The sequence below is a fragment of the Pontibacter sp. HSC-36F09 genome, assembly GCF_024171605.1.
GTDB lineage: Bacteria > Bacteroidota > Bacteroidia > Cytophagales > Hymenobacteraceae > Pontibacter.
In genome coordinates this window covers 24,977-49,078 of the sequence record NZ_JALKAA010000010.1, presented here as the reverse complement: position 1 = coordinate 49,078, position 24,102 = coordinate 24,977, and the positions used below count along the sequence as shown (strand labels likewise).

Below are 24,102 nucleotides of genomic sequence, written 5' to 3'. Positions count from 1 at the left end.
GCAAGGTATAGCCGCAAGGTATAGCCGCAAGGTATAGCCGCAAGGTATAGCCGCAAGGTATAGCCGCAAGGTATAGCCGCAAGGTATAGCCGCAAAAAAGGAGCGCCTGACGGCGCTCCTTTTTATTTTATATGGATGACTCTTTGGCTTAGAGCTTACCGCAGGATATAAACCTTGCCATAACCATTCACGAAGCCCTTATCTCCTTTCTTCCAGATGTGCTTCATCTCCTCAGTATCTTTCGGCATCACCACACGGTACAGGTACACGCCATTGGCTAGCTTGTCGCCATACATGTCAGTGCCGTCCCAGGCATACTCCGTTTTGTTGTTACCAATACGGATCGGCCCGATTTCCTCCCGCAAGATCTCCTTCACAATTTTACCTGTTACGGTCATAATCTGAATTTTAAAATCATTTGGAATTACACCGCCGGTTAGGGTAAAAATAAACTGTGTCTTGGTAGAGAATGGGTTCGGATACGGGTAGAAGTTTGTGATTTTTGACTCGTTGTCTACCATGAAGTTAATTTCGTAGGCAGAAAGCCCAGAGGCTTTACCAGTTGCATCATTTCCTCGGACAACCAGTTTGTACCTGCCATTTTCTAACCGCTTAGGTTTATACTCAAAACGAAAATCATTCTTTTCATCTGCAGGGAAAACCTGAACTTCACCCGGATTGTTACCTATTGTGACGTCCTTTTGGTTGTTCATTTCATCAACAAGCGTCACATGCATCGCATCAGCATTCTCCAGGTATACATGCTTGTTTTCATCCTTCATGGTAATACTGATAAGCGGACTAGGTGCCACCAGTTCTCCGTCCATAATATGCACCCCGTCGAAAGCCACATCCATAATAGGATGTAGTTTCGATTTTACGGCAAAGTTCACTTCGTAAATGTTATTCTGGTACTGTTGCTCCGGCTGCAGCTGTGGGTTCACGTACAACGACAACTTGTAACTACCATCCAAGTCAAGCGTGGGTATAGCATGGTTGAACGTAGCTGTCTTATTGCCCTGCAGGGCTTCAATTTTGAACCGCGACACTCGTGGTTCTATACCTTCTCCAGTCAGGGTTACTTCCACCGTAATTGAGTCCCGGAAAGCATACGGCGTCACATTCTGAAACGCCATCGGCATCTCAATCCGACCCCTACTCGCTTGCTGTGTTATTATTTCATCATTAACTTCTACCAAGTCCGGCCTTATCACCCCTTCCGGTGCCGCCTGGTAATAAACCATCCACTGTTTTAGTTGTGGTGCCGTTCGGTCTTCCGTATCAGATAACTCAGCTTGCAGTTGCAAATGCGGGTATTTTATGGCATCTACCTGACTTAAGTTAAAAGTTTTAGTCGTTATTGCATCATTTAACAACTCGCGATTGCCATCTGCTCCAATACCAAACAACTTCAGCTTGTAGCTGTCGTTACCCGCTTTATAGCGTTCAATATTATAATGCAAGCTGCTCCAAGTTAGTGCAGGCCCAATGATACTGGAGGTAATAGAGCCTTGAGTATTATACGAACTTACTTGATGGATCAATTTAATATCTTGTTCTAGAGGATTAGGTGAGCCCGCTGTTAATTCTTGCGCACTTCCTATTGCCCCCCCCTGCTGTCCTATCATAGCAAAAGGGTACCCTGTCTTTATTTCGTTAATTAATTTAGATCCTAATTTATTAAATGCAGCCTTTAATTCAGGAGAGAACTCTCCAAATGGCACCTTGTTTACACTCATCGCTATTACATGATAGTCTTCAGGTATAGTCTCTAAGAATCGTTGGACTGTTGTTCGCGCTGATACATTATTCAGATTACCAAATTGGTAAAGCCCCCCCATAAATCTACAAGGTGTAAATCCTGGTACAGACACTACTTCTAAGGTCGTATTATTAATAACCAGAAAATACATAAGTGGAGCATCTGATGACATAAATCCACCACACGCATTATCTACCCGTGTAACGCTGTTAATAAATATTCCATAGTCTGGTGTCTTAAACCTTTTACCGCCCCCTACGGTTCTAATTTCTATATTGCTGAGTAAAGGTGTAAAGTTCCAGCCTGCCGCATTGCTAATTGATGTTTTATCAAATTCAGATTTAGCAAATTGTCCTGGATGGCTTTGTGACCAACCACCTGTACTGGCATCGATATATCTAAAAGAACTTTCTACCCAAATAGTATCTTCTTCCTTTGCAAAACTATCAAATCTTGCCCTCCAGTAGAACACGGTGCTATCAACAAGTTGTGTTGGGAGTATTACTTCCCAAGCTGGTAACACACCAGCTTGGGCTTGGAAACTTTGCTTGAGCGAAGATGAGAAAGTATCTGTAGTATCGAGTTCAAAGTAAACACCTTTGGGTTCAGCACGTAATTGAGTAGACTGTACCATCAGATTTACTGATTTTTCAGTTACAATTGCAAATTCGATAGGAGACAGGACGGATAAACCTGAACTTGGAAGGAAGTGCTGAACTTCCAGAATATTGTTATTTTCATTTAGCTCATCAACCCCATTCTCATAATCTAAGTATACTTCAAACCTATTCATACCTGCGGCAGAAATATCGACATTTGGAATATGAAGCATTAATTGCTCTTTATAATGTACAGGCTTCACTTTATTTGTTACTGTAGCCAATTCAGAACCATTTGGTAGTATACGTTTAATGCCTATCTGTACAGAGTCAGTAATAGCCTTGCCTAAGTTCATCGCATTTATTGCAATGGTAAAGCCACTTGACACTGCTATAGCAATATCACCACGAGCGTCTTTTATTGAAACCTGATTGTTTTCAAACGTATAATCAGGTTTACCAGGTGAATACATTCTGACTGCTGGATCTCCCTGCAACACCATTTGGGTCATCGTAGCAATATTAACATCATTAGTACTAACCTGCGCATTTCTGATAGTTTCCTTGTGGATATCACCAATTGTACTACCATAAAATTCATCATCATTGAAAGCAACTTCATAGAATTTGTCTGAAAATGAATTTAATGGTGTATCACCTCCTATAAATGATTGTGCCATAAAGGCAATGGCTCCACGGTCTGGAGTAACCAGCCAGTCTTCACCAAAAGAGTTTTTATTATGAAAGTAGGCATCACCACTATAGCACCCATTCATCAAAATCACCGGATATTTACCCTTGTTCCTGTAACCATTTACGTTAGTGGATACAAGACCAATCTCAAGATCTGTGACTACAGGAGAGCTATGACCAAAAAAAGTCAATAATGAAAGCCCTGCATTAACCTCGGAGGAAACATTAAGAAAATTACCTGGCTGGAAGTTAACGAAATATGAATTGACATTTGCCCCAAGGTGTATTCCTTCAGCTTTCCTTTTATACTCATTCAAAAAGCCTCTGTACCTATCGGCTTGATCTGGCCCCGCATGCCCTCCTCCTAAATGGAAAATATTTTTACGCCATTCTAACCCATCTGGTAGACTTTCATGCTCTTTTACCTTATTCAAATAAGCTATTATATTTTCAGGGGTTGTGGCGGGTAATCGACCTGTCGGTATTCGTGGCTCAAAGCGATTATTCCTAAAGTCAAAAGAGAAAAAAACATCTGAAGCGGGTACCATACCTGTTGGTACCAAATCCATTTCATGTACTTTAGGGTGTCTCGCATTGACATGATAAAAGCTATACCTATTATGAGCACCTGTCCAGTGACTATCCCTTAAGGACCTGTAATCAGGATCAGCATACTTCATACCCTTACCTATTAGAAATAGTTGTTTAGGGCGCGCAGAAGTAAGCATATAAAGCATAAACTTTCGTATAGCATTGGAAGAAAATTCTCCATAATGAAATTGGTCTACTACCTGATCCATTTGCACAAGAAGCGTATCGTATCCACCGCCCGGCGCTGAGGCTCTGTAAGCTGCATACTCAAGTGGAGCTGGTTTTTGGATACCAGCAACAGTTTTCATTAAGCGTTTATTTGTAATCATAATATAGTTATGATCATTTGGGGTAATCTGCCTAAAGCGGATGGAAGCAGTTTTACTGGCTGGCTTAAACGTACTACTTGTATTTGCTACTAGTACTTTATGAGATGATCCAGGACCAGTCTGTATCACAAACCCCTTTCTGTTACCACTCAGAGCACCTTCAATACGCTTTGGATTATAAGGGTCTGTAACGTCGTATGCAATGGAATTGGCTGTGGTATTTTCTATTTCATAATATGGATTTACTGCACGAGTTGAATCTGTATTAAACAGCAATGTATTACCTAATAAAGTCACTCGATGAGGGTACGTAATACGCATGTTCGACACACTGACATTGCTACCTTGAACAGCATTCGGGATGATTTGTATCGTTACCTTACCATTGGTTGAAATATCCGAAAACTCAATTTGCCCTTGCACATGCTGAAAATCATATGCTCTAAACATAAAAGACGTTATTTGTCTCGCTATTCCTGAAGCAGGTTCTACATTAATAATACCTGTCTGAGTAGTAGCGTTGGGACCAATAAGGTTTAGCTCAATCCTCGGTTTAGGACCAGTATTTACAACATTTGTTACAGCAGTGAAATCATAGCTTTTCTTTTCAGCACTAGATGTAGAAGTAAATCCTTCACCAGCATCCATCCAGGAGTGTTGAGCTTTTACATCATTCCTATTTACCGAACTATTATAGGTCATACCACTATAATAGAGATCCACAAAAATCTGCGTCACCTTCCTTAGTACATACAGCTCCGGTGTCTTCCCCGCCGGCGAAGGATTCACCTGCTGCATCCGCTTACCCCCAGCAGGATTTACCGTCAAAAAGTAAGCAGCTGTATCAGTATAGAGGCTATACAACTGATGCGGCTGATGCGCCGGATTCTTATACAAGTCCTGGTCCAACCTACCATCGTTTCGCTCACCATAGAACTCAATAAAGTCTTCTCTTTCCAATCTGCCATCAGTTTCGCCAGCTACGTGGATGGCGACTTCTTTGCCTCTTCTGAAAAGCTGGAAATGTTGCGGATTGGTGCCGGCCAGCCCAAGGCTGTCCAGGAAGCCGTAGCTGAGGCGGTGGAGGCCGGTGTTAACTACTTTGAGTTTGTAGTAGGTTTTGTTGTAGTCAATCCACTCGTTGCCGTAGGGCGTGGGCGACTGGGCTTGGGCAGTTGCCTGCAGACCTAATGTCAGCACGCTAACGAGTAAAAACTGTTGGAAGATTCTGTTTATTTTCATCGGCTGAAAAAACTTGAAACCGTATGTCTTTAATTGAAAGAATAACCTAGCGAAATGATAATGGAATAAAGACCCGCAGCATTGGCCGTATTACCATCGCTGCCATTGATGCGTGACATCGCTAAATCGATGTTCAATCCATTGTTCTGGAAGCCTACCCCAAAGTTGGGCTGCACTTTAGAAGACATGCCCCCGTCAAAATTCCGGAACTGCTGGTAGTTATTCAGGCCGCCGCGTACAAACACGGTCTGGGCATAGGCTAGCTCCATCCCCACATGTGGGTCCACGGAGGCAAAGTCGGATTTGAGGAGCACATTGCGTCGGCCGTCGAAAGTAAAATCAACATCAGTAGCCAGTATACCTGTGATCTTGTCAGAGAAAGTGAAGTTCTTGGCGGATCCGAGCACCAGACGAGGAAGCGTGAGTTCGGCTGTACTTTCGGGCAGGTCGTTGCCGGTTTGCTGATAGGTTGCCTCCAGTGCTTCTACGTTGTGGGTCCACGCGGTGAAGGTGGTTGTTACGTCTTTGGCCATCACGCCAAACTGCCAGGTACCGTGACGCAACTGGGCACCTGCATCAAAACCAAAACCCCAGGCATTGGCAAACTCGCCTACGTTGCGGTAGATAATCTTGGCATTCACACCCAGTGTTAGGCCTTCAATCAAATTGCTCTTGCGGGCATAGGAAAGTAGCACAGCATAATCGGCTACAGAGAAGAAACGGATGCTGTCGTACTGAATGTAGCCATACTCGTTCTGCAGACGGCGGGTGTCCACAATATCATCGACGCCGAGGCGGATCACCGAAACGGCCAGCGCGCTACTGGAGTCTATAGGCATGGCAAAGCTTCCGAAGTCGTTTTTGGCTATACCTGCGAATAGCTCGGAGTGCATCAGGGAGATGTTATACCTGTTTGGGAGCTGCACAAGACCGGCCGGGTTCCAGAAGCCAGCCGTGGCATCGTCTGCAAAAGCGACCTGCACATTGCCCATACCTAGCGCCCTGGCTCCTACGCCAATGTTCAAAAACTCGTTGCTGTACTTCGGCGTGGACACCTGCGCACACACGGCCCCACCCACAAAACACAACACGACAATAAATACAGAAAGGGTAAATCTGTTCATAGGCACAGGTATACTGTCACTTCAGTGGTCTTAAAAAGAATTTATTCGCTCAGCTGTAAAAAAAAAAATTTACCGCTCCTCAGGTATGTCAATTTGACTCCTAACACTTCAGAAACTGAATTAGTTGACTTTATGCGACATTTTTTCGCATCCAAAAATAATCATTTTTATCCACAATTAGCTGCCACTTAAACCCTTTAGAAAAAGTTTCGTAATTATTTTTACACAGTACCTTGCGTTACATAGTACCTTTTAATATCTTTGCTTCAACATTAAACGGAATCATCATGAAAGTAGAAAACACACAAGTGCAGATGAGGAAGGGAATTCTGGAATTCTGCATCCTGGAGATTATCGCTCGTGGTGAGGTATATGCGTCCGATATGTTGGAGGAGCTGACAGCTGCCAAGATGATAGTAGTGGAGGGAACCCTTTATCCTCTCCTTACTCGCCTCAAGAATGCGGGGCTTCTCGACTACAGTTGGGTCGAATCTACCTCAGGGCCTCCCCGCAAGTACTACACACTGACCGAGACCGGTCGCACATTTCTGGAACAACTCCGGGATACATGGGGCGAACTGGTAGCTTCCACCGAATTCATCATGCAAAACAAGAAAGCGCAGCAATCATGAAAAAGAACATAAATATCAACCTGCAAGGCATCATCTTTCACATCGAGGAGGATGGGTATGAGCAACTGAGCCGCTATCTTTCTTCTATCCGCAACTACTTTTCGAGCTACGAAGGCCACGAGGAGATTGTCGCTGATATCGAAGCACGTATCGCGGAGATCTTTTCAACGCGCCTTTCTCCGGGCAAACAGGTGATCACGCTAGAAGACGTGCAGTCCCTGGTTGCTCAAATGGGTGAGGTGACCGACTTTGAAATACTGGAGCCGATGGAAGAGGAGATGTCGCACGCCAGAAAAGCCTATAGCGCCGGTGCTCCTGAGCCCGAGTTTGCCGAGGCCGGAGGTGCCGCCGCAGCCGCTACAGCATTCAGACCCAGACGCCTGTACCGCGATGTGAGCCGCAAAGTAGTGAGTGGTGTAGCAGCGGGTATAGCCAACTACCTGAACGCAGACCCGGTGTGGATCCGCTTGATCTTTGTGTTCCTGGTAATAGGCACCCCGATTACTAAGGGTATCTCAGGTTCTTTCGGTCTGATTCTCTACATCATTCTCTGGATTGCGCTGCCGGTGAACTACTCACTGCCTGAAATCACGGTGAAAAAGCTCTTCCGCGACCCCGATGACAAAAAACTGGCGGGTGTGGCAAGCGGCATCGCCAAGTATTTCGGTGTGGATGTGGCCGTTATCCGCATCCTGTTCCTGGCCCTGATCTTCGCGGGCGGCTTTGGTATACTGGCCTACATCATCCTCTGGGTAGCGGTCCCGGAGGCGGCCAGCCTAACAGAGCGTATGCAAATGCAGGGGAACCCCGTTACGCTGGCCAGTATTGAGCACACGCTCAAGGAAAACCTGAACATAAAAGACCAGAACGGTGAAGAAAGTACGGCCGCCAAAGTATTATTGCTGCCATTTCGCATCATCTCGCAGGTGATTAACTGGCTCAGTCGTGGCCTGGGACCTATACTTGGTGTCCTGATTACGCTGGTAAGAATAGCTGCAGGTATAACTCTGCTGGTTATTTCACTTGGCCTGACTGTAGCGCTTTTCACTTCGCTGTTTGTGACGCTAGGTATAGTAGATGGTGATTCAGCGTTCATGATGGGTGATTTTCCGGCCTCCGTGCTTTTGGAGGGCTTTCCCCGGCTCGGACTGGTGGCTGGTTTTTTTGTAGGACTTATACCTATTCTGTTCCTGATTCTACTGGCCATCGGTCTTTTGGCGAAACGCTTCTTTATGCGTCCATTGGTAGGCTGGTCATTGTTCGGTATCTGGCTGATCAGCTTGTTCACCATGATAGCCTTTATCGCGGCGCACGCCGAAAACTTCCGTCGCTCGGGTGAAGTGGTAACCACGCAGTCTTTCCCGGTGGGTCCATACCCTACCATCACGCTGGATGGGTATAACACGAATTCGTCTTATGAAAACCGCATCTACTTTGATGTGCAGGGCCATACTGGCTCTAACCTGGAAGTGCAGCAACGCCTGCAGGCCAAAGGAAAAACTGAAGCCGAAGCACAGCAAAACGCCCGCATGGTGACTTACCGCGTGGTGCAGACCGACTCTACGATCCGTTTTGATGACAGCTTTGAGTTTGCCTCCGGAGCAGCCTACCGTAGCCAGCGTATGGACGTAACCTTGCTGATACCGCAGGACAAACAACTGCGCCTGACCAACAACTTCCTACGCATGGTGCCAAGCAGCGCTTTCGAGGAAGAGTACAGCCGTGAGAAAACCCTGCGTAATCTCTGGCAGGTAAAAGGCAACTTGTTGAGCTGCATCACCTGCGCCACCGATACACTCGATGTTGCCGACAGCGATTTCACTTACAATGCCGCTGCCACGATGGGCGCAGGCGGAAGCGTGCTGATGAACGAAGCGGAGTACAGCTCGAACAAGCAGACCTACGACTTTAGCGACTTCGATGCCATTACGGTAAATGGTGCCTACCACGTGCAGATTACGCAAGGCAGTAACTACAGCGTAACAGCCAGCGGTGACGCCGACGACCTGAAAAAGCTCGAAGTTAGAAAAGACGGTAGCGAACTAGTAGTGGAGCATGAGGACCGCACCATCAAGCTTTTTGAAAAACAGAAGCTAGTACTGATTCAGATCACTGTGCCTGAGCTACGCAGCCTCGACCTGAACGGTGCCATCAAGGCGGATATCGGGCATATCAAGGCATCTAACCTGAGCCTCGGCTTGACAGGTGCTACGCAGGCATTCGTGGATGTAAATGTGGGCCGTTTGAAAGCTGATATCGCGGGAGCCTCTAAAAGCACGTTTTCAGGCCGCGCCGATAATGTGGATATGGATATTGCAGGCGCCAGCAAGTTGGACGCTACCAGACTGGTTGCTAATACTGTGGAGATAGAAGCTGTTGGTGCATGTAATGCCGATGTGCATGCCACCAATACGCTGCGAGCCGACGCTGCAGGTGCCAGCAAAGTGCGCTACAAAGGCAATCCTAGCAATGTAGTAACTGATGTATCAGGCGCCAGCAAAGTATCACGCCTGTAGTAAATTTACAAAAAAGGGATAAGCTGTCTGGCTTATCCCTTTTTTATACCTGCCATACACCTGTTGGGCGCAAGCTTTATTAAATGTTTCCTGATAAATCTAAACCATAAAAATGAGAAAATACACTCTCATAGTCCTGACGACTCTGCTAATCGGCTTACTCGGCTGTTCAGAAATGACCGGAGAATTCAACTATATGGATCGTCTAAAAAAATCTATCTCAGCAAAATATGAGACCGACGAAGTAGAAATAAACATCAAAAACAATAATGAACTTACTGTATCGCTTATTGACCCAAAATTTCATGATTTCTCTCCAGCAAAAAAAGAGCAGATTGCCCGAGAAATTGGAAAGCTAGCACAAGAACTTCGAGAGGATAAGGAATCAATAAAATCTGGTGTGGTGAATTTCCGGGATGAAGAAAATTATGGTATAGCTAAAACCAGCAGCACGGTGAGTTTCCAGATGTACGAATAGATCATCCTATCCCATCATTAATTAAAAACAGTACTTGATTTGGTCTCTATTCGAAATCCTAAGCTTGCTTCGCAGACCATCCTGCGGACAAGTAAGCTTACCAGCCCGCACTGTTTCCATACCTGCCACTTAGTACAAGATAAGACTTTATACCCTGTTGCAGGTGCTATACCTGAATGATTTGTTTGCTTAGCTGTTTGGTGAGTTTACCTGGCGAAGTCCCAGTTCTCCCCCCTTCTTGAGGAGGAAAGCAAAGGCTTCGCCAAACTCGTTTTTGACTGTTCCCTCCAGTATTGCCTCTGTCAGGGCTTCCTTCAACTCCCCTACCGTTTTGGACGGTTTCAGGTCGAAAGTCTCCATGATAATCTCACCCGTGATCACGGGCTGGAAATTGCGCAGTTTGTCGCTCTCCTCCACTTCCACCAGTCGCTTCTCCACTTTATCAAAGTTCTGCAGATAACGCTTCACCTTGCTGTCGTTTTTGGAAGTGATGTCGGCGCGGCACAGTTTCATCAGTGCCTCAATGTCGTCGCCAGCCTCAAACAGGAGTCTGCGTATGGCCGAGTCCGTCACGGTGTCTTTTACCAGCGCGATGGGGCGTAGGTGCAGGCGAACCAGCTTCTGCACGAATTTCATGTGCTCATTTAGCGGCAGTTTCAGGTCTTTGAACAGCTTGGGCACCATGCGGGCGCCGCGCTCCTCGTGGCCATGAAAGGTCCAGCCCACTTTTTCGTGGTAGCGCTTGGTGTCGGGTTTGGCAATGTCGTGCAAAATGGCCGACCACCGTAGCCACAGGTCATCCGACACCTCGGCCACATTATCGAGCACCTGCAAGGTATGGTAGAAGTTGTCTTTGTGCGAGTTGCCTTTTACGGTATCCACTCCCTGCAATTCTGCCATTTTTGGGAAGATCAGCTGCAAAAGACCGGAGGCAAAAAGCAATTTGAAACCATAGGAAGGCTTCGGCGAGAGAACGATCTTGTTCAGCTCGTCCGTAATACGTTCCTGCGACACGATCCTGATGCGGTCTTTGTTATCGATGATGGCATCGAAGGTTTCAGGGGCAATGTCGAAGCTGAGCTGGGAGGCAAAACGGATGGCACGCATCATGCGCAGCGGGTCGTCGGAGAAGGTGATGCCCGGCTCCAGCGGCGTACGGATGATTTTGCGCTTCATGTCCTTCAGCCCATCAAAGCGATCAATCAGCTGACCGTAGGTGCTCTCGTTTAGGCTTATACCTAGGGCGTTTATGGTAAAGTCGCGACGCTTCAAGTCATCTTCTAACGTCCCGGTTTCTACCTCCGGCTTGCGGGAGTGCTCTACATAAGACTCTTTTCGGGCGCCTACAAATTCCACCTCCCACTCGCCGGAGCGCAGCATGGCCGTCCCAAAATTCTTGAAGACCGACACCTTCGGCTTGTGCGGCAGCTTATGCGACACGCGCTCGGCTAGCGCAATGCCATTGCCTACACATACTACGTCAATATCTTTAGAGGGCCTTTTGAGGACCAGATCACGTACAAAGCCCCCAATCACGTAAGCGTCAACACCTGTTTCCGCAGCGGCAGCGGCCACGGTATCAAATATGGGGTGCTCTGGTAATTTTATTGTATCCATTCAGAAAAATCAAAACCTCGGGCATTACAGAACCGCAAGCCCGAGGCGCAAAAATAATGAGATAAATTCAGAGCGCGGGCAAATTTTCTTTGACGTCGCTAAAACAGGTATAGCCTTTGTCCCGGCACCAGCTATACCTGCCCTACTCCCGAATAACCGTCTGTTTACCGTTTTTATCAATCTTGATGATACGTGAGGGACGTGTTTCCACGTCTTCGTCTTGCCGCCATTGCACGATGTAATCAACTCGCTCCTTGATCGTGTCAGAGATTTCGGAGAAAGCCTTCGGAGCAACTTCACCGCTCACATTGGCCGAGGTAGACACCAGCGGGCGACCGATCTGCTGCATCAGCCGATGGCAAAACTCGTCTTTTGTGATGCGCATGCCGATGCTGCCGTCCTCGGCAATCAATTCCTGGGGCAGGTTCTGTGCACCAGACAGCACAAAGGTGGTCGGCCGCTTTTGTGACTCGACCAGTTTTTCTAAGTCCTCCGGCTCATCGCGCACGTAGCGGCGCAGCATTTCCACGTCGCTCACCAGCACGATCATCGATTTGGACTCCTCCCGCTCCTTTATCCTAAATATCTTTTTAACGGCTGTGGCATTCTCAGCATCACAACCGATTCCCCATACCGTGTCGGTCGGGTATAAAATGACGTTGCCAACCAGCAACTCATCTTCTGCTGCCTGTATCGCTTTCAGTAAGTGATTCATAGTTTTAATGGTTAAATTGTTTTATTGTTAAATGGTTGTTCCTCTAAGAATTTACACTCAAATAGAAATTATAGCTGAGCTCAACAATTTAACAATGCAGCCATTCAACCATTTACTTAATCTCCTGCGTCAGTTCTATCAGCACACCATTGGCGCTTTTGGGGTGCACAAAGCAAACCAACTTATTGTCGGCTCCTTTTTTGGGCGTTTCGTTCAGTAGCGTAAAGCCTTCGCCTCTCAGTCTCTCCATTTCAGCAAGTATATCTTCCACTTCAAAGGCGATGTGGTGTATACCTTCACCGCGCTTTTCGATGAACTTACTGATGGCGCTGTCGGGCGTTGTACCCTCCAAAAGCTCTATTTTAGTGCCGCCCACCTTAAAGAAAGAGGTGTTTACCGCCTCTGACTCCACAAACTCTGTATTATAGGGCTCTACGCCCAGCAGTTTAAAATACAGGGCATTTGCCTCGCTAAAATTTTTAACTGCTATACCTATATGTTCTACGTTTACCATTTTCAATTTGTAATTAGTCTAAGTAAGCTTTTTTTGTTAATTTTGCAGGGATTCAAAACTAATAATTTCTTACAACTGTTAATCAGACAGGATTAAAAGAGATAAAAAAATAGTGATATGCTAACATTCCCGATATACTTGGACAACAACGCCACTACACCGCTTGACCCGCGCGTGCTGGAGGCCATGATGCCGTACTTCACTGGCAAGTTTGGCAATGCCGCTTCCCGTAACCACGCATTTGGCTGGCATGCCGAAGAGGCTGTTGACTATGCCCGTGAGCAAATCGCCTCACTTATCAACTGTTCACCTAAAGAAATCATCTTCACTTCGGGCGCTACCGAGTCTGACAACCTCGCCATCAAAGGTGTGTTTGAGATGTACGCTTCGAAGGGTAACCACATCATCACGACTACTACCGAACACAAAGCGGTACTGGATACCTGCAAGCACATCGAAAAAATCGGTGGTAAGGTTACATACCTGCCTGTAAACGCTGAGGGTCTGATTGACCTGCAGCAACTGGAAGAAGCCATTACAGACAAGACCATCCTGATCTCGATCATGTATGGCAACAACGAAGTGGGTGTAATTCAGCCAATTCGTGAGATCTCTAGAATCGCTAAGAAGCGCGGTGTACTGTTCTTCACAGACGCCACGCAGGCAGTAGGCAAAATTCCGGTGGACGTTGAAGCTGACGGCATCGACCTGATGGCTTTCTCTGGCCACAAAATGTATGGTCCGAAAGGCGTTGGCGCCCTGTACGTACGTCGCAAAAACCCACGTGTGAAGGTAACTGCCCAGATGGACGGTGGCGGACACGAACGCGGTATGCGCTCAGGTACGCTGAACGTGCCAGGTATAGTTGGTCTGGGTAAGGCTTGCGAGATTGCCCAGCAGGATATGGAGAAAGACACAGCCCGTCTTTCAGCTATGCGTGACAGACTTGAGAAAGAGCTTCTGACAATTGAGGAATCCTATGTAAACGGTTCGCGCGAGCACCGTCTGCCGCACGTAACCAACATTTCCTTCAAGTATGTTGAGGGCGAAGGTTTGATGATGGGTGTGAAAGATATCGCTGTTTCTTCGGGTTCTGCCTGTACCTCAGCATCTTTAGAACCTTCTTACGTGTTAAAAGCGTTAGGACTAAGTGATGACCTTGCACACTCTTCGCTGCGTTTCGGTTTGAGCCGCTTTACAACAGAAGAAGAAATTGATTTCGCCATCAACCACGTGAAAGAGGCTGTTGCCAAACTGCGTGAGATGTCGCCACTTTGGGAGATGTTCAAAGAAGGTATCGACCTGAACTCCATTGAGTGGGCGGAACATTAAGATTTTAATTAATAATGTATAGAGTAATGAATAATTACTCGGTATATATTAGTCATTCATCATTATTAACTAGTAATTAAATACAGCTATGGCTTATTCAGATAAAGTAATCGATCATTATAACAACCCACGCAACGTTGGCACGCTTGACAAAGCAAAGAACAACGTGGGTACTGGCCTGGTAGGTGCGCCTGAGTGCGGTGACGTGATGCGTCTCCAGATTGAAGTAGACGAAAACCAGATCATCACTGACGCGAAGTTCAAAACGTTCGGTTGTGGTTCTGCCATCGCTTCTTCGTCTCTGGCTACCGAGTGGCTGAAAGGCAAGTCTGTGGACGAGGCCCTTTCCATCGACAACATGGACATCGTGGAAGAACTGGCATTGCCTCCGGTGAAAATTCACTGCTCTGTGCTGGCTGAAGATGCAATTAAATCTGCCATCAACGACTACAGAGTAAAGAACGGCCTTCCAGCTTTGGAAATGCCGAAGTCTCACCACTAAGACCCGGACTCACGCATGGAGTCAACGACAGAGGTGCATGTAGAAAGTGCACGCATTCAAAAGCAGATTGAGAACCACTTAGGCTTAAGCGGTGACAGTCTGCTTTTCGAATTCCGACCGATGAATAACAAAGTGCGTCTGGACCTGATTACGGTAAACCCGCGCCACCTGCAATCCTTTCTGTTCCATACAGAAATAGGGTACGACAGAGTGGATGCGCTCCGTAAGATGTGGGACTACGTGCAGAGTTATAAAGCAAAAGAGAGTCCGTATACCGTGCAGTGGATGGCCCATGGAGATAAAGAGTTGAATACGTCTTACTTCCGGGCCCGTAATATGTACGAGGCACTCGACAAATTATACTTTGGCCGCGACATGAACACGATTACTGTTTTCAGTGTGGTGCTGAATCCGGTATCTTAAAGAAAGAAATGTTATGATAACAGTATCAGATAAAGCAAAAGAGAAAGTATTGAGGCTGAAGCAGGATGCTCAGCTCGACGATACGTTTCGCCTGCGCGCATCTGTAGCCGGAGGTGGTTGTTCCGGTCTCTCCTACAACCTCGACTTCGACGACGAAGTAAAGCCGATGGACCAGGAGTTTGAGGACAAAGGCATTAAGGTAGTGGTAGACATGAAGAGCTTCCTATACCTGGCGGGCACCGAACTTGACTTTTCGGACGGCCTGAACGGCAAGGGCTTTTACTTCAACAACCCGAACGCTTCCCGTACCTGCGGTTGCGGCGACAGCTTCTCCGTTTAACAAAAACAGCAGCTTATACAGAGCAGAAGGGCCAGCTATTTCTAGCTGGCCCTTCTGCTTTTTTACCTGTGGCAGGTATAGCTAACTTCAGGTATAGCTATCTTTTCAGAAATCGTAATGCCTGCTTCTCCCCCGCTTCATTCAAAAGTACCAAAGTATAGTTCCCATGCCCCAGGCGGCTGACATCCAGTGAGTGAGTATAACCTTTGAGGCTTTGCCTGAGTACTATACGACCCATCTTGTCATATACTGCTGCATCGTAAGTTAAATGTGCAAGTGGTAATTCTACTTTGAGTTCCTGCTGCACAATAGTTGGATATACCGTGGCTGCTTTGGCTTGTTGGTTGGAAACTGCGACAATCTGGTAATAGGTAAATGAAAGATCTTCATCCACTTGTTTCAGGCGGTAATAGGAAGTGCCTACTAATGGTTCGCGGTCGTGAAAGGTATAGTTTGTAGTTAAGCTCGTCGTGCCTTTCGCATTTACAATGCCAAGAGTTGTGAAGACTTTGGCATCAGCACTCCGCTCTATTTCGAAATGCTTGCTGTTCTGTTCAGAAGCCGTTGTCCAGTTCAACTCAACAGCTTTGCCGGTTGTGCGAACAATAAATTTGGTAAGCTCAACAGGTAGTGGGACATAATCAGGTTCAAAATTCCAGGTAACCTTCACGTCGTCAATAGCCAGTCCATGGTCTTGTTCTAACTCATCCGGGTCATACCAACGCAGCATAACATAGTATCCATCAGGTATAGCTTCAGGCAAGATATAGGAGAATTCTTTCCGGTGTTGAGGCAAGTTGCCATCATAATGACCTGCTAAAATTTTACTAACAGGGCTGTTGAATTGAAGGGATGGGACTATGATCCAGCCTTTCGCTTTAAGGCTAACTTCTAAGTTAAAAGAAGTAGGGTATTCGGCAACGGCATAAGTAAAAAGTAGTCGCTGTACATCTGTTTTTTCGCTCCCGCAGCGCCATTGCTCTGCTGCATAGGAAAGGTCCAACTCAGATATGGTTTTCCCAGAAGTATTGCGAAGCAGCAGGTTGTACGTCATCTCCCCTGATTTTGAAGCTGTCAAAGCACCAATCGCTCTATCAGTAGAACCATTATTGCCATAACTGTATAAATCACCTTTGTTGGAAGAACCACTATTAGCTACAATTATGTCATTCTGAATCGAACGGTTTACACTCCATCCATCTGGCAAGAAAGCTGTAGTACCCCATTTGTATTCGCCCGCGATAACAGGCAACGTATTAAAGTCCTGGGTATACATAGTAATAAACCTACCCATCTCTACTGCCTGCCCTTGAGCAGGTATGGCAAAACCTGCTGTGATCCACAGCACTCCCATTACCGCAGACTTTGCGGCTCGGGCAATAATTGTTTTCATGTAATGGCTAAAAGTATAGTTGTAAATCCCTATAGTAAAACTCCTCTATAAATAAATTTAAACTCTAACTTTCTGGCACTCACATAAGTTCAAAAAAATTAATTTTTACTATTCGCTATTTTTTCTGTTTAAACACCGAATTATTACTTTTATCTGACCATCACAAACGATGATATTTTACACCGGAATGGATAAACTTTATGACAAGTTACCCTGATCTGAATGAGGAGGTAAATGTAGTATGGGAATTTTGAGGTTTGTACCAATAGCAGGCTAAATCTGAGCTACATACCAGAGTTACACTTCTTTTGATACAATCTCATTAAGGTTCGCTGTTTTGAAATGCTGGTATACCTTTAGCACAATGGCAAGCGCTACGGCAGCTTCGGCAGCAGCGACCAGGACAACAAAAAGTGAGAATAACTGGCCCTGCAGCAGTTGGGGATCGTGACGGCTGAAGGCAACCAGGTTAAGATTTGCTGCATTGAAGATCAACTCTATACCCATCAGCACCACCACCGCATGTCGCTTGGTAATGACAGCCAGGACGCCAATCGTAAACAAGACAGCGCTTAGCAACAGAATATGTTCTAATGGAATCTGAGTTAACATTATACCTTCTGTTTTTCAGTGGCGATGTAAGCGGCTCCCATAAGCGCAATAAGCAACAACAGAGAGGCTATTTCGAAAGGCAGCACAAAGTCGGTCATCAGTTTTATACCGATAAGCTGCACGGTACTCTTTTGTCCAGCCAATACACTGGTATCAGCCTGATGAATCCATGGAAGCGAACTGAAACCTGCCTGCCAGATGGTGTAACTTAACCCGATCAATGTGAGCATAGAGATCGTAACGCCCCATCCTACATTCGTATTTTCTGACATTACTGACTTATCGTGTACCCGGCTGCTGAGCATGATGCCAAAAAGAATCAGCACGAGCACACCGCCTACGTATACCATCAGCTGCGTAACGGCTACAAAATCAGCGAAAAGCAGCACATAGATGGCGGCGATGCTCAGCAAAGTGAGCAGCAACGAAAAACCGGCGTATAGCAGGTTCCGCGTTAGCACCATGTAGGCTCCCGAAACTATAGCTACCGCTGCGAAAATGTAGAATAACATCTATATCTGTGATCAGTAATCAGTTAACAGTAATCTTTCAATTAGCCCTGTTGCTTCCTCGCTGCCAATGCAGCTGCCTTGGCTGCGGCCATTTCTTCCTGTTGCTTGGCCAATAGCTGCTTTTTCTCTTCTGCCTTCTCCGGTGTGAGATCCGTAAAGTGGTAGATCATATTTTTGATGTCCACTTCAGCGAAATCATACACAGGAGTCATGGTCAGGCAATCGGTTGGGCAGACGGTGGTGCAGAGACCACAGTAGCAACACTTAGCCATATCAATATCAAAAACAGGTGCGTAGAGGCGTTTTTTGGTGCCGTCAGACGTCATCCCGATTTCCTCTGTTGCCTTCACTGATTCAATAGTGATACAGTTTACAGGACAGATCTTGGCGCAAAGGTCGCATACAATGCAATCGTCGATTTCGTTGTGCAGCCGGTAGCGGCCGTTTTCCGGAACAGGTATAGCCTCGTAGGGATAGGTAAGTGTAACCAGTCCCTCGGGCTGATTGAAGTAATTATCGTCCATGACCGGCACAGGCGCACGCCGCTTGTCTGCATTCCGGAAATGCCGCCAGGTCAGTTGCAAGCCGCTCAGCAGCGACTTCACCACCTCCCAGAAACCGGTTTTACGTGTAACAGACGATCTTTCCATATTTTAGATATACGGGCTGAAGTTGAAACCAACCTCTACCCTTTCCAAGCAGTAACGGAAGTTACCCAATACTTTAAACTACTAAACTCTCTAATTTATAAACTTACACCATCAGCAATCGCCAGATGCCAGCCAGCAGCACTATACCTAGCGCCACGGGTGTGAGCACTTTCCAGCACAGATGCATGAGCTGGTCTACACGCAAGCGCGGATAGGTCCAACGGATTTGCAACTGCAGGAAAAGCAGCACAAAGGTTTTGCTGAGCAGCCAGAAGCCACCCCACAGTATACCTGACAATTCCCCTACCGTACCTGTTGTCCAGTTGGCAAACTTCAGCGCGGTCAGGTTTGGCAAAGGCGTGTTCCAACTCCCCAGAAAGAGAATGACTGCCACCAGACTTACCAGCACCATCATACTATACTCTGCCAGAAACAGCACGGCAAACCGGAAACCTGAGTACTCCACGTGAAAACCCGCCACCAATTCAGATTCTGCTTCTGGTATATCAAACGGCGCACGGTTGCTCTCGGCCAGCGATGCGATGAAATAGATCACAAATGCTACCAGTAAAATTGGAGCCCTGAAAATGTTCCAGGTCGTGATGCCACCAATATTAGTAGTGTTTATACCTAATGCTTCGATGCCAAAGAGCCAGTTCGTTTCAAACTCAAGTCCGGGGAAACGGTTGAGCAGTATACCTTGCTGGTAGCTGATTTCCTGAAAATCAAGTGACTGGCAGATCATCACAACAGAAAGAATAGCCAATCCGGCTGGTATTTCATACGACACAATCTGAGCCACGGAGCGCATGGCACCCAGCATGGCGTACTTGTTATTGGAGCCCCAACCGGCCATAAGCAAGCCCACCACGTCAAGCGAGATGATAGCAAGCAGGTAAAAAACTCCAATGCCTATACCTGCAGGGATAAGATCCGGGGTGAAAGGTATAACGGCGAAACCTGCAAAAACGGCCGCGAATATCAGGATCGGAGCCAGCTTAAACAGTTTCTGATCGGCTGCTGCGGGTACAATATCCTCTTTCTGTAGCAGCTTCAGCACATCCAATACTGACTGCAACGAACCAAACGGGCCGGCCTCGGTTGGACCCATGCGGTCCTGCATAAAAGCAGCCACCTTGCGCTCTGCGTACGCCAACACAATGACGATACCCAGCAGTAGCATAAGTGTCAGCAGAAAGGCGAGCATAAGCAGTCAGGGTTTAGGAACGCGCAAAGGTAGTTTTTAATGTGCTAATGTGCCAAGCACGCCACTCAGTTAAATGCCATTAGCAGCTGTCAGGATTATCGGCTCTCCGTCTGTGATCAGGATCGTGTGCTCGTGTTGTGCTACGTAAGCACCCGAATCAGCCAATAGTGTCCAACCGTCGCCTTTCTCGTGCACATAGCTTCCTTTGGTCGAGATAAAGGTTTCTACAGCCACCACGGTGTTTTTCCGGAACCTGCGTGTCTCGTACTTGTCATAGAAGCAGGCAATTTCGTGCGGCTCTTCGTGCAGACTGCGCCCTACGCCATGACCAACCAGGTTTTTGATCACTTTGAAGCCATTTTTCTTTGCTTCTGTCTCTATGATACGGCCTATCTCAGCTATCTTTTTGCCACCTTTTATTTCCTTTAGTGCCTTGCGCAGGGCCGTTAAAGATGTGTCCACTAATTTGCCCAAGTCGTTGATGTCTTCTCCCAGGATAAAAGAACCGCCGTTGTCAGCATAATAGCCATCAAGCTCAGCAGACACATCAATGTTCACCAGGTCGCCATCTTTGAGCACTGTTTTATCGGACGGGATACCATGTGCCGCTTCATTATTAATGCTGATGCAGGTATAGCCGGGAAAATCATAGGTGACTTTCGGTGCCGACTGCGCCTTATAGGACTGCAATATCTGATAGCCGAAGTCGTCCAGTTCCTTTGTGGTCATACCGGGTTTGGCATGCTCGCGCATTTGCTTCAGGGTAAAGGCCACAGCTTCACTCACCTTTTTTATACCTTCCAGATCCTCTTCTGAGTCTATTGACATCGCTATACCTCTCTTACTTTAAATAAATATTACCCCTCCACCAGGTGCGGCACAAACTGTGACAAGTTGGTGATGATGCCTTTCTCACGTCGGAAACCGATGGCAGCCCCTTCACCTGACCAGAACACGCCGGCCTGGTACTGGTAGCCGTTGCTGTCTTCGGGCAGTTCGCACCAGCGCTGGTATACCTGCTGCTGCTGGTCATACTCGCCGCGCACTTTCGTTACCCGACCACGGTCTACTACTTCCACGCTCTGTCCTTCACGACCGAAATACGGCTTTTTGATGTACTTACCCGTCAGCGGCTCGATGTCTGCCTCCAACAAAAGCGGGTGGTACGGGAAAGCCTTCCAAAGCCAGGCCAGCATGCCCTTGCTCTGAAACATCAAGGTATAGGCGGGGTTGGCAATCGCGATGGTGCGGGAGCGGGCAAGCAATGTGAGGGTCTTCAGGAGTTCGGGCTCTTCCCAGGCAATTTGCTCCCAAGGCAGGAGTTTGAACAGAAACGGGAATTGCCGCCACTGCCCCTGCTCTACCTGCGCCCATACACCTTTTTCTTCTCCTTCCGCCGTAAACGTTACATCCTCTATCGGGCACAAATGCGCCTCGAAACCGGCTTCGTTCGCGGCTTGCGTTAAAACGGAACAGTTAGCTTCGTCTTCAGCACTGGCCCCAAGGTAGGTCACCAGCAAAGCCGGTGCTAAGTCTTGGTTGCGCTCGCGCCATACCCTGAGCTGCTCTACCAAAGCTTCGTATAAACCGGAGTATTGCAATGCGTCATTTTTACCGGCAGCAGCCAAACTAGCCCACTGCACCACGGCCGTTTCAGGTATCGAAGTGGCAGTGTCGGCATTGAACTCCAGCATTTTGGGACCATCCGGCGTTATGGCCAGGTCGAAGCGTCCGTATAGATGCACCTGGCGGTCATCGCTCCAGGACAGGCGCACCAGTTGCCAAAGGTTTTCAGGTATACCCAGCACCTTCAGGAAAGCGTCCGGCAGGTCTTTCGGAATCGCCTGCTCCATCATCGTATAGAGTGAGCTGGCTGCATCGAGCAGTTCTTCGGCCTCGTCCTCTGTGATCACAACCGCTTCGCCGGGCACGTAATTGGCGCAGCCGTCCTCCACACACCACTCCCAGCCCAGTCCGCGCACGGCCTTGTCCACATCACCCTTATGGGCTTTTATTTGTATGCTCGTCTTCGAATTTTCTGACATGAAATGCTTTGATCTAATAGATTGAAACACAAAAGAAGGTATCAGCACAAGCAAAGCGGCTCATACTGATACCTCCAGAGTAAGGGACAGCCATGATGTAGAAAGCTATACCTGTATGAGGCTATACCTCTTAGAGAAGTCTTTGCTGGCTTTGGTCGGTTTAAGCTCCCGCTCCGCTGCTGCGTCCACGGAAGTAGCCGCTTTGGCCTGTGCGCGGCGCTGTAGACTGCTGACGGTACGTCTGCACGTTCTGACGCCAGGCAGCGGTCTTGTTCATCACGCCGGGGTTGGCATAGTAGGCAGGCCTCGGTGACATCATACGACCGGCCATATAGCCCATTGCGCTCCACCACAACACGTTGCCCATTCCAAAGCCACTCCCTTGGTTGAGCTGCTGCTGGTTGTTGGCCAAGTCTTTCATCTGATTTTCGAGCGCTAAGCCCTGCAGCGTGTCCACACGACCGTCGTTGTACTTCAGGATAGCCATGCTGTGGCCGGGCGCCGTGGTGCGCTCGTCAGTGATCTTCCACTGGTCCGGTGCTTCTTCAGTCAACTCTGTCACAACCCCATCCGGCGCCGGAACTTCTGTTGCTGCGCTTCTTTCATCAGTTTGCTGCGTGTTAGAATCGCAGCTGGTTAATCCCATGGTAGCAGCAGCCGCCACAATAAAAGCGTTGCGCTTAAAATCCCCAATGGTCAAATATCGCTTTTTCATAAGTCTTTTTCGGTTGCAGTTTAAAGGTACGCTTTTTTTACGGGAATTTTGGAAGGATGGGGTTTAGGTTTAATGGTTGAATTGTTGGGTGCCATGATTCTCCCCTACCACTCCTGAGAGAAGGGCCGGTTGATTCTAGGGATTCTCCCCTTGAGGGGAGCGCAGAGGGGTGTTTACAATTGAGAGGGCTTACATTTTGGCAAATTACTGGCATTTAATCCCAGAGTAAACACCCCTATAATCCCCTCAAGGGGATACTTTTGGAGAATGAAACGGCCCTACTCCCGAGAGGAGGATCTTCCTGCAAGATTCGGTCAGGTATAGCAGTGTATGATCCTGAAAGGTATACTTGGTACATGATTGGGTTATGTATACCGGTGCGTAATTGCCGTTGCACGATTCGGACAGGTCGCGACCTATCCCTACAAATTATTATATTTTCTACAAGACTCTTCGGGATTGCTAAATCCCGAAGCAAACTGTGGGGATTTCCTAATCCCCGTATCCCAGGCTCGTTTACAGGTATACGGGTTTATATTGGCAGGAATAAGGGGACAAGGATGTCCCCGGAAGAAATACTTCCGGACATGGATGTCCGGAAGAGCCGTTGTTATGCCATTGTACAGAAACATCGGAACAGTAAAACGTCACTACATGTCAACTTCTTAACTTTTAAACACCTAAACTCCCCTACTCCCACAGCGGGTAATGCTCCAGGTGCACTTTTCGCTTAAAGAAGATGCGGGTGCTTTCTTCGAACGAGCGGGTGAAATCTGAAACATAGAAAGCATGATCGCCGAGCAACTCTGTCGATACCAGCTCATTGGCTTCCAGGAACCTGCGAACGTGTTTTGCCACAATCTGGCTGGCATCGAGCACATCCACTTTGCCTTGATAATAACTCTGGATCTGTTTTTTGATAAGCGGATAATGAGTGCAACCTAAAATAAGCGCCTCTATACCTTGCAGTTCCGGCGCCGACAGGTAAGCGTGAATCACACTCTCCGAGATAGAATCATTGAAAAAGCCTTCTTCGATCATGGCGGCGAGCAGTGGTGTGGCATGCGATTTCAGCGTAATGTCCAGATCCAGCCCGTCAATTTTTTTGAGGTATACATTCGAGTTGACGGTTTGCTTCGTGCCGATGAGCCCGATCGTTTTGCCCGCGTAGGTCTTTCCAATGTGCTCTACCAAAGGGTCTATCACATTGAGCACGCGCGCTTTGCTGCCCACATACTCCTTCACCAGTTCGTAAGCGGCCGCAGAAGCCGAGTTACAGGCAATCAAAATCACTTTGCAGTGCTGCCGGAGCAGCAAATCACAAATCTTGACGGCATAGGCCTGGATCGCGGCAGTTGACTTATCGCCGTAAGGCAGGTGCGCCGTGTCGCCAAAGTATACCAGTTTCTCCTGCGGCAGCTCGGCCACAATCGCCTGCGCCACCGTCAGTCCGCCAATGCCACTGTCAAAAACCCCAATCGGGGATGCATTTTTTCTATCTCCCATACGGTGCTAATTTATGCTAAAACCGGCAAAGTAAGTTGTTCACCCTCGTTTTA

At 47.4% G+C, this 24,102-nt stretch carries 22 protein-coding genes; 8 read left to right on the top strand and 14 right to left on the bottom strand.

The genetic code is table 11. From position 1 onward, the window contains the following. Positions 1 to 155: 155 nt before the first annotated feature. Positions 156 to 4,772 carry a C25 family cysteine peptidase gene (locus tag L1278_RS19110; protein WP_253406621.1) on the bottom strand — a complete coding sequence of 1,539 codons (4,617 nt, stop codon included), beginning with the start codon at positions 4,770 to 4,772 and terminating at the stop codon, positions 156 to 158. Between the two features lie 78 nt (positions 4,773 to 4,850). Between L1278_RS19110 and L1278_RS19105 the strand changes: the two genes are divergently transcribed. Next, on the top strand, positions 4,851 to 5,165 hold the full coding sequence (locus tag L1278_RS19105; protein ID WP_253406620.1) for a hypothetical protein: 315 nt from the start codon (positions 4,851 to 4,853) through the stop codon (positions 5,163 to 5,165). A gap of 80 nt (positions 5,166 to 5,245) precedes the next feature. On the opposite strand, the gene L1278_RS19100 is transcribed toward L1278_RS19105, so the two are convergent. After that, positions 5,246 to 6,340 carry a PorV/PorQ family protein gene (locus L1278_RS19100; protein ID WP_253406619.1) on the bottom strand — a complete coding sequence of 365 codons (1,095 nt, stop codon included), beginning with the start codon at positions 6,338 to 6,340 and terminating at the stop codon, positions 5,246 to 5,248. A 287-nt stretch (positions 6,341 to 6,627) separates the two neighbouring features. On the opposite strand from L1278_RS19100, the gene L1278_RS19095 reads away from it, so the two are divergent. From L1278_RS19095 to L1278_RS19085, 3 genes are all read left to right on the top strand, one after another. After that, positions 6,628 to 6,972 carry a PadR family transcriptional regulator gene (locus L1278_RS19095; RefSeq protein WP_253406618.1) on the top strand — a complete coding sequence of 115 codons (345 nt, stop codon included), beginning with the start codon at positions 6,628 to 6,630 and terminating at the stop codon, positions 6,970 to 6,972. Beyond that, positions 6,969 to 9,488 carry a GIN domain-containing protein gene (locus L1278_RS19090; RefSeq protein ID WP_253406617.1) on the top strand — a complete coding sequence of 840 codons (2,520 nt, stop codon included), beginning with the start codon at positions 6,969 to 6,971 and terminating at the stop codon, positions 9,486 to 9,488. The genes L1278_RS19095 and L1278_RS19090 overlap by 4 nt, the downstream gene beginning before the upstream one ends. A 112-nt stretch (positions 9,489 to 9,600) precedes the next feature. Next, positions 9,601 to 9,966, top strand: coding sequence for a hypothetical protein (locus L1278_RS19085; protein ID WP_253406616.1), 366 nt, complete (start codon positions 9,601 to 9,603; stop codon positions 9,964 to 9,966). Between the two features lie 189 nt (positions 9,967 to 10,155). On the opposite strand, the gene L1278_RS19080 is transcribed toward L1278_RS19085, so the two are convergent. The 3 genes from L1278_RS19080 to mce form a co-directional block, all read right to left on the bottom strand. Further along, entirely contained in the window at positions 10,156 to 11,583 is a 1,428-nt protein-coding gene (locus L1278_RS19080; protein WP_253406615.1) for a CCA tRNA nucleotidyltransferase, read from the bottom strand. A gap of 142 nt (positions 11,584 to 11,725) precedes the next feature. Beyond that, entirely contained in the window at positions 11,726 to 12,298 is a 573-nt protein-coding gene (locus L1278_RS19075) for an L-threonylcarbamoyladenylate synthase (protein WP_253406614.1), read from the bottom strand. Between the two features lie 112 nt (positions 12,299 to 12,410). Beyond that, positions 12,411 to 12,812 (bottom strand): methylmalonyl-CoA epimerase, encoded by a 402-nt coding sequence (gene mce, locus L1278_RS19070; protein ID WP_253406613.1) that lies wholly within the window; start codon positions 12,810 to 12,812, stop codon positions 12,411 to 12,413. Positions 12,813 to 12,929: 117 nt separating this feature from the next. On the opposite strand from mce, the gene L1278_RS19065 reads away from it, so the two are divergent. The 4 genes from L1278_RS19065 (at position 12,930) to L1278_RS19050 (ending at position 15,409) form a co-directional block, all read left to right on the top strand. After that, complete coding sequence (locus L1278_RS19065) at positions 12,930 to 14,144, top strand: IscS subfamily cysteine desulfurase (RefSeq protein ID WP_253406612.1); 1,215 nt, start codon at positions 12,930 to 12,932, stop codon at positions 14,142 to 14,144. A gap of 88 nt (positions 14,145 to 14,232) precedes the next feature. Further along, a complete protein-coding gene (gene iscU / locus L1278_RS19060) occupies positions 14,233 to 14,646 on the top strand; it encodes a Fe-S cluster assembly scaffold IscU (RefSeq protein ID WP_018478387.1) in 414 nt (137 codons plus the stop codon). 15 nt (positions 14,647 to 14,661) lie between these two features. Further along, positions 14,662 to 15,069: a hypothetical protein gene (locus L1278_RS19055; RefSeq protein WP_253406611.1), complete on the top strand. Its 408-nt coding sequence runs from the start codon at positions 14,662 to 14,664 to the stop codon at positions 15,067 to 15,069. Between the two features lie 13 nt (positions 15,070 to 15,082). Then, positions 15,083 to 15,409, top strand: coding sequence for an iron-sulfur cluster assembly accessory protein (locus L1278_RS19050; RefSeq protein ID WP_018478385.1), 327 nt, complete (start codon positions 15,083 to 15,085; stop codon positions 15,407 to 15,409). A 97-nt stretch (positions 15,410 to 15,506) separates the two neighbouring features. Here L1278_RS19050 and L1278_RS19045 read toward each other — a convergent pair whose 3' ends face one another. The 9 genes from L1278_RS19045 to murI all read right to left on the bottom strand — a co-directional run bounded on the left by L1278_RS19045 (position 15,507) and on the right by murI (position 24,049). Next, complete coding sequence (locus L1278_RS19045; protein WP_253406610.1) at positions 15,507 to 16,802, bottom strand: T9SS C-terminal target domain-containing protein; 1,296 nt, start codon at positions 16,800 to 16,802, stop codon at positions 15,507 to 15,509. A 297-nt stretch (positions 16,803 to 17,099) separates the two neighbouring features. Continuing rightward, positions 17,100 to 17,414, bottom strand: coding sequence for an NADH-quinone oxidoreductase subunit NuoK (gene nuoK / locus L1278_RS19040; RefSeq protein ID WP_253406609.1), 315 nt, complete (start codon positions 17,412 to 17,414; stop codon positions 17,100 to 17,102). Beyond that, entirely contained in the window at positions 17,414 to 17,926 is a 513-nt protein-coding gene (locus L1278_RS19035) for an NADH-quinone oxidoreductase subunit J (RefSeq protein WP_253406608.1), read from the bottom strand. Before L1278_RS19035 ends, nuoK begins: the two co-directional genes overlap by 1 nt. A gap of 41 nt (positions 17,927 to 17,967) precedes the next feature. Continuing rightward, positions 17,968 to 18,576 (bottom strand): NADH-quinone oxidoreductase subunit I, encoded by a 609-nt coding sequence (locus tag L1278_RS19030; protein ID WP_253406607.1) that lies wholly within the window; start codon positions 18,574 to 18,576, stop codon positions 17,968 to 17,970. A 103-nt stretch (positions 18,577 to 18,679) separates the two neighbouring features. After that, on the bottom strand, positions 18,680 to 19,783 hold the full coding sequence (locus L1278_RS19025) for a complex I subunit 1 family protein (protein WP_253406606.1): 1,104 nt from the start codon (positions 19,781 to 19,783) through the stop codon (positions 18,680 to 18,682). 69 nt (positions 19,784 to 19,852) lie between these two features. Beyond that, complete coding sequence (gene map, locus L1278_RS19020) at positions 19,853 to 20,611, bottom strand: type I methionyl aminopeptidase (protein WP_253406605.1); 759 nt, start codon at positions 20,609 to 20,611, stop codon at positions 19,853 to 19,855. A gap of 29 nt (positions 20,612 to 20,640) precedes the next feature. Then, positions 20,641 to 21,828 (bottom strand): glutathionylspermidine synthase family protein, encoded by a 1,188-nt coding sequence (locus L1278_RS19015; protein WP_253406604.1) that lies wholly within the window; start codon positions 21,826 to 21,828, stop codon positions 20,641 to 20,643. A gap of 160 nt (positions 21,829 to 21,988) precedes the next feature. Further along, positions 21,989 to 22,543, bottom strand: a complete 555-nt coding sequence (locus tag L1278_RS19010; protein ID WP_253406603.1) for a hypothetical protein — start codon at positions 22,541 to 22,543, stop codon at positions 21,989 to 21,991. A gap of 690 nt (positions 22,544 to 23,233) precedes the next feature. Further along, positions 23,234 to 24,049 (bottom strand): glutamate racemase, encoded by an 816-nt coding sequence (murI, locus tag L1278_RS19005; protein ID WP_253406602.1) that lies wholly within the window; start codon positions 24,047 to 24,049, stop codon positions 23,234 to 23,236. Positions 24,050 to 24,102 lie beyond the last annotated feature (53 nt).

Excerpts from the sequence above, each read along its gene's own strand:
- L1278_RS19010 (WP_253406603.1), bottom strand. The coding sequence starts at position 22,543 with ATGAAAAAGCGATATTTGACCATTGGGGATTTTAAGCGCAACGCTTTT.
- L1278_RS19090 (WP_253406617.1), top strand. The coding sequence starts at position 6,969 with ATGAAAAAGAACATAAATATCAACCTGCAAGGCATCATCTTTCACATC.
- L1278_RS19105 (WP_253406620.1), top strand. The coding sequence starts at position 4,851 with ATGCGCCGGATTCTTATACAAGTCCTGGTCCAACCTACCATCGTTTCG.
- murI (WP_253406602.1), bottom strand. The coding sequence starts at position 24,049 with ATGGGAGATAGAAAAAATGCATCCCCGATTGGGGTTTTTGACAGTGGC.
- map (WP_253406605.1), bottom strand. The coding sequence starts at position 20,611 with ATGTCAATAGACTCAGAAGAGGATCTGGAAGGTATAAAAAAGGTGAGT.
- L1278_RS19075 (WP_253406614.1), bottom strand. The coding sequence starts at position 12,298 with ATGAATCACTTACTGAAAGCGATACAGGCAGCAGAAGATGAGTTGCTG.
- L1278_RS19110 (WP_253406621.1), bottom strand. The coding sequence starts at position 4,772 with ATGCAGCAGGTGAATCCTTCGCCGGCGGGGAAGACACCGGAGCTGTAT.
- L1278_RS19065 (WP_253406612.1), top strand. The coding sequence starts at position 12,930 with ATGCTAACATTCCCGATATACTTGGACAACAACGCCACTACACCGCTT.
- L1278_RS19100 (WP_253406619.1), bottom strand. The coding sequence starts at position 6,340 with ATGAACAGATTTACCCTTTCTGTATTTATTGTCGTGTTGTGTTTTGTG.
- L1278_RS19080 (WP_253406615.1), bottom strand. The coding sequence starts at position 11,583 with ATGGATACAATAAAATTACCAGAGCACCCCATATTTGATACCGTGGCC.
- L1278_RS19035 (WP_253406608.1), bottom strand. The coding sequence starts at position 17,926 with ATGTTATTCTACATTTTCGCAGCGGTAGCTATAGTTTCGGGAGCCTAC.
- L1278_RS19025 (WP_253406606.1), bottom strand. The coding sequence starts at position 19,783 with ATGCTCGCCTTTCTGCTGACACTTATGCTACTGCTGGGTATCGTCATT.
- L1278_RS19015 (WP_253406604.1), bottom strand. The coding sequence starts at position 21,828 with ATGTCAGAAAATTCGAAGACGAGCATACAAATAAAAGCCCATAAGGGT.
- L1278_RS19050 (WP_018478385.1), top strand. The coding sequence starts at position 15,083 with ATGATAACAGTATCAGATAAAGCAAAAGAGAAAGTATTGAGGCTGAAG.
- L1278_RS19085 (WP_253406616.1), top strand. The coding sequence starts at position 9,601 with ATGAGAAAATACACTCTCATAGTCCTGACGACTCTGCTAATCGGCTTA.
- mce (WP_253406613.1), bottom strand. The coding sequence starts at position 12,812 with ATGGTAAACGTAGAACATATAGGTATAGCAGTTAAAAATTTTAGCGAG.
- nuoK (WP_253406609.1), bottom strand. The coding sequence starts at position 17,414 with ATGTTAACTCAGATTCCATTAGAACATATTCTGTTGCTAAGCGCTGTC.
- iscU (WP_018478387.1), top strand. The coding sequence starts at position 14,233 with ATGGCTTATTCAGATAAAGTAATCGATCATTATAACAACCCACGCAAC.
- L1278_RS19095 (WP_253406618.1), top strand. The coding sequence starts at position 6,628 with ATGAAAGTAGAAAACACACAAGTGCAGATGAGGAAGGGAATTCTGGAA.
- L1278_RS19030 (WP_253406607.1), bottom strand. The coding sequence starts at position 18,576 with ATGGAAAGATCGTCTGTTACACGTAAAACCGGTTTCTGGGAGGTGGTG.
- L1278_RS19045 (WP_253406610.1), bottom strand. The coding sequence starts at position 16,802 with ATGAAAACAATTATTGCCCGAGCCGCAAAGTCTGCGGTAATGGGAGTG.
- L1278_RS19055 (WP_253406611.1), top strand. The coding sequence starts at position 14,662 with ATGGAGTCAACGACAGAGGTGCATGTAGAAAGTGCACGCATTCAAAAG.